This is a genomic window from Pseudomonas sp. MYb541 (assembly GCF_037479595.1).
In the GTDB taxonomy this organism is placed as follows: domain Bacteria; phylum Pseudomonadota; class Gammaproteobacteria; order Pseudomonadales; family Pseudomonadaceae; genus Aquipseudomonas; species Aquipseudomonas canadensis.
The window spans coordinates 1-11,353 of the sequence record NZ_JBBGYS010000067.1 but is presented as its reverse complement, the minus strand read 5'-3'; the positions used below and the strand labels follow the sequence as shown (position 1 = coordinate 11,353).

Annotated in this window: 11 protein-coding genes; 5 read left to right on the top strand and 6 right to left on the bottom strand. The window is 60.4% G+C overall.

Annotation, left to right across the window (positions count from 1 at the left end; translation table 11 throughout):
• Positions 1–27 precede the first annotated feature (27 nt).
• From WH299_RS28335 to antA, 4 genes are all read right to left on the bottom strand, one after another.
• Positions 28–1,431 carry an amino acid permease gene (locus tag WH299_RS28335; protein WP_122725632.1) on the bottom strand — a complete coding sequence of 468 codons (1,404 nt, stop codon included), beginning with the start codon at positions 1,429–1,431 and terminating at the stop codon, positions 28–30.
• 72 nt (positions 1,432–1,503) lie between these two features.
• Complete coding sequence (antC, locus tag WH299_RS28330) at positions 1,504–2,511, bottom strand: anthranilate 1,2-dioxygenase electron transfer component AntC (protein ID WP_339551951.1); 1,008 nt, start codon at positions 2,509–2,511, stop codon at positions 1,504–1,506.
• A gap of 137 nt (positions 2,512–2,648) precedes the next feature.
• Positions 2,649–3,140: an anthranilate 1,2-dioxygenase small subunit gene (antB, locus tag WH299_RS28325; RefSeq protein WP_028617930.1), complete on the bottom strand. Its 492-nt coding sequence runs from the start codon at positions 3,138–3,140 to the stop codon at positions 2,649–2,651.
• Positions 3,140–4,531, bottom strand: coding sequence for an anthranilate 1,2-dioxygenase large subunit (gene antA / locus WH299_RS28320; RefSeq protein WP_339551950.1), 1,392 nt, complete (start codon positions 4,529–4,531; stop codon positions 3,140–3,142). Before antA ends, antB begins: the two co-directional genes overlap by 1 nt.
• Before the next feature lie 310 nt (positions 4,532–4,841).
• Here antA and WH299_RS28315 point away from each other — a divergent pair, with 310 nt between their 5' ends.
• Positions 4,842–5,822, top strand: a complete 981-nt coding sequence (locus tag WH299_RS28315; protein WP_339551949.1) for an AraC family transcriptional regulator — start codon at positions 4,842–4,844, stop codon at positions 5,820–5,822.
• 133 nt (positions 5,823–5,955) lie between these two features.
• On the opposite strand, the gene WH299_RS28310 is transcribed toward WH299_RS28315, so the two are convergent.
• Positions 5,956–6,831, bottom strand: coding sequence for a LysR family transcriptional regulator (locus WH299_RS28310; RefSeq protein ID WP_339499478.1), 876 nt, complete (start codon positions 6,829–6,831; stop codon positions 5,956–5,958).
• A 114-nt stretch (positions 6,832–6,945) separates the two neighbouring features.
• Between WH299_RS28310 and WH299_RS28305 the strand changes: the two genes are divergently transcribed.
• The 3 genes from WH299_RS28305 to catA are packed head-to-tail and all read left to right on the top strand — an operon-like array spanning position 6,946 to position 9,347.
• Positions 6,946–8,073 carry a muconate cycloisomerase family protein gene (locus tag WH299_RS28305; protein WP_339551948.1) on the top strand — a complete coding sequence of 376 codons (1,128 nt, stop codon included), beginning with the start codon at positions 6,946–6,948 and terminating at the stop codon, positions 8,071–8,073.
• Between the two features lie 12 nt (positions 8,074–8,085).
• Entirely contained in the window at positions 8,086–8,376 is a 291-nt protein-coding gene (gene catC, locus WH299_RS28300) for a muconolactone Delta-isomerase (protein ID WP_016974901.1), read from the top strand.
• 41 nt (positions 8,377–8,417) lie between these two features.
• The gene (catA, locus tag WH299_RS28295) at positions 8,418–9,347 is read left to right on the top strand and encodes a catechol 1,2-dioxygenase (protein ID WP_123477897.1); all 930 of its coding nucleotides are present in this window, start codon (positions 8,418–8,420) and stop codon (positions 9,345–9,347) included.
• A 125-nt stretch (positions 9,348–9,472) separates the two neighbouring features.
• Here catA and WH299_RS28290 read toward each other — a convergent pair whose 3' ends face one another.
• Positions 9,473–9,946, bottom strand: a complete 474-nt coding sequence (locus WH299_RS28290) for an Lrp/AsnC family transcriptional regulator (RefSeq protein WP_016974903.1) — start codon at positions 9,944–9,946, stop codon at positions 9,473–9,475.
• 144 nt (positions 9,947–10,090) lie between these two features.
• On the opposite strand from WH299_RS28290, the gene kynU reads away from it, so the two are divergent.
• Positions 10,091–11,341 carry a kynureninase gene (gene kynU / locus WH299_RS28285; protein WP_339551947.1) on the top strand — a complete coding sequence of 417 codons (1,251 nt, stop codon included), beginning with the start codon at positions 10,091–10,093 and terminating at the stop codon, positions 11,339–11,341.
• Positions 11,342–11,353: the final 12 nt, after the last annotated feature.

Sequence of the window (11,353 nt, the reverse complement as noted above, 5' to 3'; positions counted from 1 at the left end):
CGCGGGCAAGCCCGGCTCCCACAGGTATTACTGTGCGGTAGCTGCCGCGTTACTCTTGCGAACCCGCAAACGGTAAGCAATGTAGATAATCCCCACCCACACCGGCATCGCATACACCGACTCGCTGATGCCTGGAATCGCCAGCATCACGCTGATGATCATCACCATGAACGCCAGGCACAGGTAGTTGCTGAACGGGAACCAGAAGGTCTTGAACGACGGCGTCAGGCCTTGTTCGCCCATGGCTTTGCGGAACTTGATGTGGGTGATGCTGATCAGCGCCCAGTTGATCATCAACGAGGCAACCACCAGCGCGAACAGCAGCTCCAGTGCACTCTGCGGTGCCACATAGTTGACCACTACACACAGCATCGTCACCAACGCTGAAATCGCCAGGGCGCGGATCGGCACGCCTTGTTTGTTCAGCTTCATCAGCGATTTCGGTGCATCACCTTGCTCGGCCAGGCCGAACAGCATGCGGCTGTTGCAGTACACGCCGCTGTTGTACACCGACAGCGCCGCGGTCAGCACCACGAAGTTGAGGATGTGTGCGGCGGTGTCGTTGCCGATCAGCGAGAAGATCTGCACGAACGGGCTACCACTGTAGGCATCGCCCGAGGCGCCGAGGGTTTGCAGCAGTTGGTCCCACGGGTACAGCGACAGCAGCACGGTCAGGGCACCCACGTAGAAAATCAGGATCCGGTAGACCACCTGGTTGATCGCTTTCGGGATCACTTTGCGCGGCTCGCTGGCTTCGGCGGCAGTGATGCCGACCAGCTCCAGGCCACCGAACGAGAACATGATGAACGCCATGGACATCAACAGCCCCATGCCGCCATTCGGGAAGAACCCGCCGTGGCTCCACAGGTTGCTGACCGTGGCTTGCGGGCCGCCGGTACCGCTGAACAGCAGGTAGCAGCCGAGCACGATCATGCCGACAATCGCCACCACCTTGATGATCGCGAACCAGAACTCGGCTTCACCAAAGAACTTCACGTTCAGGGTGTTGATCAGGTTCACCGCGACAAAGAACACCAGTGCACTGACCCAGGTCGGGATCTCCGGCCACCAGAACTGGATGTACTTACCCACCGCCGTCAGTTCGGCCATGCCCACCAGCACGTAGAGCACCCAGTAGTTCCAGCCCGCCAGGAAGCCAGCGTAGCCGCCCCAGTATTTGTGGGCGAAGTGGCTGAAGGAGCCGGCCACCGGCTCTTCGACGATCATCTCGCCGAGCTGGCGCATGATCAGGAACGCGATGAAACCCGCAATCGCGTAACCCAGGATCATCGACGGCCCCGCCGACTTGAGCACCCCGGCCGAGCCGAGGAACAACCCCGTGCCAATCGCCCCTCCCAAGGCGATCAGCTGAATGTGCCGGTTCTTCAGGCCACGCTTGAGGCCCACCGGGTTAACCATGTCATCCGCCATTAACATTCCCTTCTACTTGTTTTTCTCAGGGTTGAGTGCACGCCGCATCAGCCCCTCAGAAGTGCTGAGGGGTCAGATATTACTCTGCGTAAACTTTTCGTAATACAGCTGAACGCCATCAAGTGCCTGATCCGACAGCCATTGCTGGATGGATTCGACCATTGGAGGGGGGCCGCACAGGTACATATCCGCCGAACTGTCCCGCAATTCGGCCAGGTCAAAATGCTCGGTGAGGTAGCCGCGCTTGCCGGGCCAATCGTCGGAGGGGGCGCTGAGGACTTCGGTATAGCGAAAGCCCACGATTTTTGCAGCATAACCCTGGATACGCGCCGCTTCGCACAAGTCCTCGGCACCGCGCACGCCGTAATACAGATGCACCGGTTGGTCGCAACCATTGGTGGCCAGTTCATCGAGCATGCCCAGCAGGGCCGACAAGCCGGTGCCACCCGCCACCAGTACCAATGGCTTGGTGACGTGGCGCAGGTAGAAGGCGCCGAGGGGCGCTTCCATCAACAGCTCATCGCCCACTTGGCAGCGTTCGCGCAGGTAGTTGCTCATCACCCCATCGGGCAACAGGCGCACCAAAAATTGCAGGTGATTGCCCGGCAGGTTGGCGAAGGAGTACGACCGCCAACTGTCCGTGCCAGGCACCGCTAGGCGCGCATATTGGCCCGGCAGGAAGTCCAGCGCCTGATCCAACTCTACCTGCAGGATCGCCGTGCTGGCCGACACCTGTTCCACCGCACTCACGGTACCCTTGAGCTGAACCGGCCCCGGCGCGTTGCACAGGCTCGAATCAAAGTCGAAGTAAAACGTTGCGTCAGACTTCACCCGCGTCTGGCAACTGAGCATCTTGCGCTGTTGCAGGTCGAGGCTGGACAGGGCTTCTTCGTCTACATAGTCCTGGCTGTAATCGCCGGACTCGCAACGACCCTGGCAGGTGCCGCACACACCTTCACGGCAATCCAGCGGGATCTTGATGCCGTTACGCAGTGCCGCATCCAGCAGGATTTCATTCGCACCCACCGGGAAGAACAGAGTCTTGCCGTCGGCAAAACTGAAAGCCACTTTGTGATTCATCCACCATTCTCCATGGATTCAATAACTGTAGTGAGCGGGCTTGCCCCGCGCTGGAGTGCGCAGCGCTCCCAAGCTTTTGGGGCCGCTGCGCAGCCCAGCGCGGGGCAAGCCCGCTCACTACAAGTCACTGTCGGCTGTCAAAGGTGATAGAAATCCAGCACCGAGTTGATGGTGTCGTTGAGCAGCAGCGCGTGCTTGCGGGTGATCAACCAACTGTCGTCATGGGGCTTGAGGCTGTAGGTAGCCTGTCCGTAGAACTGCTCCGACGTAGCCAATCGATAGAACAACGTGTGCCAGTTCAATTTCACCTCCAGCGTTCCATCCGCCTGCTCGGCAATGCGCACGTTATTGATCAGGTGCAAGGTGCGCGGCATCGGTGTGGCCGACGCGGCTTTGCCGGTGCGCAAACGGAACACACGGTCTTCCAGGCCCGAGCGGTTGGCGTAATAAATCAACGACATCTCGCGCTTGGGATCACGGGTGTAGACGTGTTCCGAGTCCCATTGCGGCAGGTGGAACTCACTCTGCGGGTCGAACAGCTGCACATAGGCGTCCCAGTCCTGGGCGTCGCACAGCTCGGATTTACGGTAGAAGAACTGCTCGATCTGGTACTGCAGTTGCGCATTCATCATTCCACCTCCCGCAGTGTCAGCGCTTGGTTGTCCAAGCCCTTGAGCAGGAATTGCTGCCAGTTGCGGTGCTGGTTCACGTAAAGGCCTTCATGGGTGAATTCGGTGCCGGTCATGGCTGGTTGGATGCCGATGGCTTCGCTGTTCGGCGTGGGGCCGGTTTCCCAGCGATGGCTGCCGCGTGAGATGTCGCTCCAGCGTTCCAGACGGCCCTGGAAACCGCGCTGGGCCTCGCGGAATTCCACCAGGTCATCCGGCGTGCCCATGCCGGACACGTTGAAAAAGTCCTCGAACTGGCGAATACGGTTTTCGCGATCCGCGTCGGATTCGCCCTTCACCCCCAGGCACTGGCTGATGATCTCGGTTTTGTTCCACGCCACCGGGCGGATGATGCGCAGCTGCGAGCTGATCTGGTCGAGGAAGAACAGGCTCGGGTAGATATTCAGGTTGCGCAGGCGGTGCATCATCCACTCGGCCTTTGGCTGGCCGTGTTCTTCCACCAGGCGCGGCATGATGGTGGCGTAGCCGGAGCGCACGCTGGGGTTGGGCATGTCGCTGAACAACACACTGTGGCCATTGTTGAAGGCAAACCAGCCGTCGTCGGTGTTGGCGTCACCCGCGCCAAGCTTGCTGTAGTCCAGGGTGCTACCTGCGCCGGTGCCGTTTTCGGTGTTCACTCGCTGGCGATGCTGCACCGTGGCCACGTAGTTGTAGTGCACGGTGCTGACGTGATAACCGTCCAGGCCATTCTCGTTTTGCAGCTTCCAATTGCCGTCGTAGGTGTAGGCGGATTTGCCTGGCAATACCTCCAACTCACCGGTAGCGGACTGGGCGACCATCATGTCGAAGAACACTTTGGCGTCGCCCAGGAAGTCTTCCAGGCTGTCGGTGCCTGTCACATCCAGGCTGATGAACACGAAGCCTTTGTAGCTCTCGATGCGAGCCTTCTTCAGCCCGCGCGTCGCCTTGTCGAAACCCTCCGGGTATTCCCCCGGCGCCTTGACCTTCACCAGCCGGCCATCGCTCTTGTAGCACCAGGCATGGAACGGGCAAGTGAAGGTGGACTGGTTGCCCTTGCCGACCCGCGTCAAAGTGGTGCCGCGATGCTGGCAGGCATTGATCAGCGCGTTGAGTTGGCCCTCGCCGTCGCGGGTGATGATCATCGGCTGGCGCCCGGCGCGCATCGTCACGAAGTCATGGTTGTTCGCCAGTTCGCTTTCGTGGCAGGCGTAGATCCAGTTTTTTTCGAAGATCAGTTCCATCTCCAGATCGAACAGCTCCGGCTCGGTGAACATGTCACGGGCGATGCGGAACACTTCATCCGCCGGGCGAAAATCCAGGCAACCTTCGATAAATGTTTTCCACTGTTCGACGCTTCTTGCACCACTCATGGGAGGCACCTTTTGATAGGGCTAATCGGTGGTTTATTAGAGGCATCGGGGCAGGGCGGGGGCTATCCGCTTAGTGGGGGAACCTGCGCCGGATAATTGGGCAGCAAATACCCAACCCGGTGCGCAGCGGTGACGGGATGCGCTACTGTCTGGCAGGGCAATGGCCGTAAAAGTCGGCGTCTTATCCACTTAGTCGACCATTGCTATCCACCCGCTGGCCATTGCGTCGGCGTGGCGCATTATTTGCTGTCGAACAACAACGACGCGCCATCAGAGCGCGCAACAGCCTAACCGCCGTGGGTGCACCCTGATGAGCAGCCAAACGATTCAACGCTTCGACCTGGAAGGCGCACGCAGCTGGATGTCCGGCATCTGCGGGCCCCATCGCCTGGCCACCGCCACGCCCGAGCGCCTGCGTTTCCACCACAGTGCCAATATGTTCAAGTCCCGCGCCACCACCTTGGGTGTGATCGAATACGGCACCGACGTGACCATCGACATCGAAGACGCCGAGCACTTCAGTAGCTACAGCCTGAGCCTGCCCCTGGTGGGCGAGCAGGAGTTGAGCAAGAACGGTGAGCGCCTGAACTCCAACCGCGACCAGGGCGTGATTATCTCGCCCAACGAGCACCAGGTGCTGGCGATTTCCGGCGACTGTCGCAAGTTGCAGGTGGTGATCACGCGGGCGGCGATGAGTGAGTCCCTGGAGGGTTTGCTGCAACGGCCGATTGATGCGCCGCTGCGCTTTGAGCCGGGGATGGACGCGGTGGACGGCGCTTCGGCGGCGTGGTGGCGCATGGCGCGCTACTTCATTGCAGAACTGGAGCACGGCAGCGAGTTGTATGAGCAGGCCGCGTTTACCCGCGACCTGGAAAGCTCGTTGATCAAGGGGCTGATCCTGGCCCAGCCGAACAACTACTCCGAAGAGCTGCGCGATGTACTGGGGGTGAAACTGCCGCAATACCTGATCCGTGCGCGCCAGTACATCCACGACAACGCCCGCGAAGCGGTGCACCTGGAAGACCTGGAAGCCGCTGCGGGTGTGTCGCGGTTCAAGCTGTTCGATGCGTTTCGCAAGTACTTTGCGCTGTCGCCGATGGCTTATTTGAAGAAGCATCGGCTTTCTGCGGTGCGCCAGGCAATCCTTGAGCACGGCTCTACGCGCACCATCTCTGAGATTGCCCTGGGCTGGGGCTTTACTCACCTGGGGCGGTTCTCGGCGGAGTATCGAAAATTGTTCGACGAGTCCCCCAGCCAAACCCTGCAGCGCAAGCGCCTGCGCAGCCTTTGAATACAATGAAGATCCAAATGTGGGAGCTGGCTTGCCTGCGATAGCGATGTGTCAGTCAGCTGATGTGCGAGCTGACCCACCGCTATCGCAGGCAAGCCAGCTCCCACAGGGGTTTTGTAGTGTTTGGGATAAATCAGATGAGCTCTTCCACCAGTTGCAGGCAATGATTCAGCCCCGGCGACTGGTCATTCACCCGTCGGCTCAGAATGATTGGCGAGGTCGCCGTGGCCTCCACCACCGGCGTGTAGCCGATGTCCGCACGGTGCAGTACCTGCACCGACGCGGGCACCAGCGTCACGCCCATGCCGGCGCCGACCAGGCCGATGGCGGTCTGCAATTCGTTGGTCCATTGCGCCACCTTGAGGCTCAAGCCATGGGCGTCGAACAGTGCGATCACATGGTCGGCGTAGCTGGGGCGTGGGTTGCCGGGGTAGAGCACAAAAGGCTCGGCGGCCAGTTGGGCGAGGGTGGTGGGCGCGCCCAGCAACGGATGGCCGGCAGGCAGCACAGCGACCAGCCGATCCTCGACCAAGACGCGCTGGACAATGGCCGGGTCGTCGATGCGAATCCGCCCGAATCCCACATCGATGCGCCCGGCCTTGAGCGCTTCGACCTGCTGCAAGGTGGTCATTTCCGACAACCCCAACTCCAGCTCCAGCGCCTCATGGGTGCGCAGCCGGCGAATCAGTTCCGGCAGCACGCCGTAGAGGGTCGAGGGCGCAAAGCCGATGCCCAGCCAAGTCTTCTCGCCCTGGCCGATGCGCCGCGTGTTGTCGCAGACCTTGCTCAGTTGTTCCAGCAGCACATTGGCGTGTTCATAGAAGAATCGCCCGGCCTCGGTCAGCCGCAGCGGCCGGCCACGTTCGAGCAGGATCACGCCCAACTCATCCTCCAATTGCTGGATCTGCCGGCTCAACGGCGGCTGGGCGATGTGCAAACGTTCGGCGGCGCGAGTGAAGTTGAGGGTTTCCCCCAGCACCTGGAAATAGCGCAGGTGACGCAGTTCCATGACGGCTCCTTTCATACCTTCAGGGTATTGCTCGAGACCCATTCTATATTGGAAGCCTTTAAAAATACGGCACAGAATCGGCTCAAATCTATAAAGAACCCAACGGGTATAGCCATGCCGATTTGCGCCATCGAGTCGATCGACACGATCATCGTCGACCTCCCCACCATCCGCCCGCACAAGCTGGCGATGCACACGATGCAAAACCAGACCTTGGTGATCATCCGCCTGCGCTGCGCCGACGGCATCGAAGGCATTGGCGAGGCCACCACCATTGGCGGCCTGAGCTACGGCAACGAAAGCCCCGACAGCATCAAGGTCAACATCGACCGCCACTTCGCGCCGCTGCTGATCGGCCAAGACGCGAGCAATATCAACGCGGTCATGTTGCGCCTGGAGCGCAGCATTCGCGGCAACACCTTTGCCAAGTCCGGGATCGAAAGCGCCTTGCTCGATGCCCTGGGCAAACGCCTGAACCTGCCGGTCAGCGAACTGCTCGGCGGCCGTGTGCGCGATGCCTTGCCGGTGGCCTGGACCCTGGCCAGCGGCAACACGGAAAAGGACATTGCCGAAGCCGAAAAAATGCTCGACCTGCGCCGCCACCGCATTTTCAAATTGAAGATCGGCGCCGGTGAAGTCAGTCACGACTTGGCCCATGTGATCGCGATCAAAAAAGCCCTGGGCGACCGCGCCAGTGTGCGCGTCGACGTCAACCAGGCCTGGGACGAGGCGGTGGCATTGCGGGCGTGCAAGGTGCTCGGCGACAACGGCATCGACCTGATCGAGCAGCCCATCTCACGCAACAACCGGGGCGGTATGGCGCGGCTCAACCTGTCGAGCCCGGCGCCGATCATGGCGGATGAGTCCATCGAGTGTGTCGAGGATGCCTTCAACCTGGCCCGCGAAGGCGCTGCCTCGGTGTTCGCCCTCAAGATCGCCAAGAACGGCGGCCCGCGTGCGGTGTTGCGTACGGCGGCGATTGCCGAAGCGGCGGGCATCGGCCTGTACGGCGGCACCATGCTGGAAGGCGGCATCGGCACCCTGGCGTCGGCCCATGCCTTTCTCACGCTGAGCAAACTGGCGTGGGACACCGAACTGTTCGGCCCGTTGTTGCTCACCGAAGACATCCTCACCGAGCCGCCGGTGTACCGCGATTTCCAGCTGCATGTCTCCACCGCACCGGGCCTGGGCCTGGCCATCGATGAAGAGCGTCTGGCGTTCTTCCGTCGTGACAAACACTAAGAGGCACCTGCCATGTTGTTCCACGTAAAAATGACCGTGAACCTGCCCCTCGATATGAACCCCGAGCGCGCCGCTGGCCTCAAGGCCGAAGAAAAAGCCCTGGCGCAGCGCCTGCAACAGGAAGGCAAATGGCGCCACCTGTGGCGCATCGCCGGGCACTACGCCAACTACAGCGTGTTCGATGTCGACAGCGTGCAGGACCTGCACGATTTGCTGATGCAACTGCCGCTCTTTCCCTACATGGCCATCGAAGTGAATGCCCTGTGCCGTCACCCTTCGTCGATCCATGAGGATGACCGCTAAGCCGGTTTTCACCCTAATAACTACAAGATGAGGAATGCACCATGTCCATCCGACTGTCCCAGACTGCCCATGCCCAACAGTTTCTCGAAGAAGCCAGTGGCAACCTCAACGACGGCGGTAACCCGCGCACCAAGGCGCTGATTTACCGGATCCTGCGCGACACCGTGAACATCATCGAAGACCTGGAAGTGACCCCGGAAGAATTCTGGAAGGCGGTCAACTATCTGAACGACTTGGGCAAAAACCAGGAAGCCGGTCTGCTCGCCGCCGGGCTGGGCCTGGAGCATTACCTCGACCTGTTGATGGACGCGGCCGATGAGGAGGCCGGCAAATCCGGTGGTACGCCGCGCACCATCGAAGGCCCGTTGTATGTGGCCGGTGCGCCGCTGTCGAAGGTCGAGGCACGGTTGGATGATGGCAACGATGAAGCGGTGCCGCTGTTCATGCGCGGGCAAGTGCGTGACACCGAGGGCAAGCCGCTGGCCGGGGCAATTGTGGATGTGTGGCAGGCCAATACCGGTGGCACGTATTCGTGGTTCGACCCGACGCAATCGGCGTTCAACCTGCGCCGACGCATCGAGACCGATGCCCAGGGTAACTACCGTTTCCGTAGCATCGTACCGTCGGGCTATGGGTGCCCGCCGACCGGGCCGACTCAGCAATTGCTTGATCAACTGGGGCGCCACGGGCAGCGGCCGGCGCATATTCACTTCTTCATTTCGGCGCCGGGGCATCGGCACCTGACCACGCAGATCAACCTGTCGGATGACCCGTACCTGCATGATGATTTTGCCTATGCGACGCGGGATGAGTTGATCGCCGAGATTCGCTTCAGTGAAGATCCGCAGTTGGCGCGAGAGTTTGGCGTGGAAGGGCGGTTTGCGCAGATTGATTTTGACTTTGAGTTGCAGACTGCCGATGCGCCGGTGGAGCAAAAGCGCATGCAGCGCGTGCGCGCCCTCGAAGATTAAAACGCGATCAAACAATGTGGGAGGGGGCTTGCCCCCCGATTGCAGTGTGCCAGTCAACCCATACTTGACTGATCCACCGCTATCGGGGGCAAGCCCCCTCCCACATTAGACCGGTGATGCTATTTCTATTTGCGGATGACCAGGTCAAGCACCTCATCCCGGTCCTTGATCTTCTGCAACACAATCTCCGAGCGTATATCCATCACTCCCGCCGTGCGGTTCAGGTGGTTCACGATAAAGTCCGAAAAGTGCTTGAGGTTGCGGGCCTGCACCCGCAGCACATAGTTGCTGGCGCCGGTGATCACATAGGCGCTGGCCACTTCCGGCCAGCCTTGCACCTTCTTGATGAACGTCTCATGCCAATCCTCCACATCCTGGCGCAAAGACAGGTGGACGATGGCCTCCAGTTCAATCCCCAGTTGCTCTGCGTTTAACACCGCGCGATAGCCGCTGATGATTCCCTCGCTCTCCAGCAAGCGCAAACGGCGCAGGCAGGCGGACGGCGACAGCGCGACTTTTTCCGCCAGTTCCTGGTTGCTGATGCGGCCATCCTGTTGCAGGAAATGCAGGAGGCGCAGGTCGGTGGCGTCGAGAATCATGGTTAGAATAAATCCGCGTGTTTGGGGGTTAAATTCGAATTTCCTACAGCTTAATTAGCCTGTTGCTACTCACTTTGCACGAAAATTCTCTAAAACTTCGTTCATTATTTGGTCCATTCTTACTTATAAAAACCAGGATCGCCCATGACCACTCGAAGCCATTGCCAAGCCCTCGATGCCCAAGACCCACTGGCGCCCTTGCGCCGCCAGTTCGCCTTGCCGCAGGGCGTGATCTACCTCGACGGCAACTCCCTCGGCGCACGCCCGGTGGCGGCGTTGAAGCGGGCGCAGGCGGTGATTGACGAAGAGTGGGGCAACGGGCTGATCCGCAGTTGGAACAGCGCGGGCTGGGCGGATTTGTCCCAACGCCTGGGCAATCGCCTGGCGCCGTTGATTGGCGCGCGCGACAACGAAGTGGTGATCACCGATACCACCTCGATCAACCTGTTCAAGGTGCTGAGCGCCGCGTTGACTGTGCAGCGTCAACGCCAGCCGCATCGCAAGGTCATCGTCAGCGAGGCGAGCAACTTTCCCACCGACCTGTACATCGCCGAGGGCCTGGCCGAACTGCTGCAGCAGGGCTATTCCCTGCGCCTGGTGAACAGCCCGGATGAACTGCCCCAGGCCATCGACCAGGACGTGGCGGTAGTGATGCTCACCCACGTCAACTACAAGACCGGCTACATGTACGACATGCAGGCGCTGACCGCCTTGAGCCATGAGTGCGGTGCGCTGAGCATCTGGGACCTGGCGCACTCGGCGGGCGCGGTGCCTATCGACCTGCATCAGGCGGGCGCCGATTATGCGATCGGCTGCACCTACAAGTACCTCAACGGCGGCCCGGGTTCCCAGGCGTTTGTGTGGGTCAACCCGGCGTTGGTGGATGTGGTGCGCCAGCCGTTGTCAGGCTGGTTCGGGCATACCCGGCAGTTCGCCATGGAGTCGACTTACGCACCGAGTGCCGGCATCGCTCGCTACCTGTGTGGCACGCAGCCGATCACTTCGCTGGCGATGGTTGAATGTGGCCTGGAGATTTTTGCCCAGACCGATATGGCGAGTTTGCGCAGCAAGTCCCTGGCGTTGACCGACCTGTTTATCGCGTTGGTCGAAGCCCGTTGCGCTGCCCATGACTTGAAGTTGATCACCCCACGTGAGCACGCCAGGCGTGGCAGCCATGTGAGCTTCGAACACCCCGAAGGCTACGCGGTGATCCAGGCCTTGATCGCCCGTGGGGTGATCGGTGATTACCGTGAGCCGCGCATCATGCGGTTTGGTTTTACGCCTTTGTACACCAGCTTTACCGAGGTGTTTGACGCTGTGGAAATCCTCGGCGATATCCTCGACAACCACACTTGGAATCAACCGCAATTCAAAGTCCGCAACAGTGTCACCTGACATAACGCCGAT

Bases quoted from the DNA above. Each gene is read 5' to 3' on its own strand.
- WH299_RS28335 (WP_122725632.1), bottom strand. From the start codon at position 1,431: ATGGCGGATGACATGGTTAACCCGGTGGGCCTCAAGCGTGGCCTGAAG.
- antC (WP_339551951.1), bottom strand. From the start codon at position 2,511: ATGAATCACAAAGTGGCTTTCAGTTTTGCCGACGGCAAGACTCTGTTC.
- antB (WP_028617930.1), bottom strand. From the start codon at position 3,140: ATGAATGCGCAACTGCAGTACCAGATCGAGCAGTTCTTCTACCGTAAA.
- antA (WP_339551950.1), bottom strand. From the start codon at position 4,531: ATGAGTGGTGCAAGAAGCGTCGAACAGTGGAAAACATTTATCGAAGGT.
- WH299_RS28315 (WP_339551949.1), top strand. From the start codon at position 4,842: ATGAGCAGCCAAACGATTCAACGCTTCGACCTGGAAGGCGCACGCAGC.
- WH299_RS28310 (WP_339499478.1), bottom strand. From the start codon at position 6,831: ATGGAACTGCGTCACCTGCGCTATTTCCAGGTGCTGGGGGAAACCCTC.
- WH299_RS28305 (WP_339551948.1), top strand. From the start codon at position 6,946: ATGCCGATTTGCGCCATCGAGTCGATCGACACGATCATCGTCGACCTC.
- catC (WP_016974901.1), top strand. From the start codon at position 8,086: ATGTTGTTCCACGTAAAAATGACCGTGAACCTGCCCCTCGATATGAAC.
- catA (WP_123477897.1), top strand. From the start codon at position 8,418: ATGTCCATCCGACTGTCCCAGACTGCCCATGCCCAACAGTTTCTCGAA.
- WH299_RS28290 (WP_016974903.1), bottom strand. From the start codon at position 9,946: ATGATTCTCGACGCCACCGACCTGCGCCTCCTGCATTTCCTGCAACAG.
- kynU (WP_339551947.1), top strand. From the start codon at position 10,091: ATGACCACTCGAAGCCATTGCCAAGCCCTCGATGCCCAAGACCCACTG.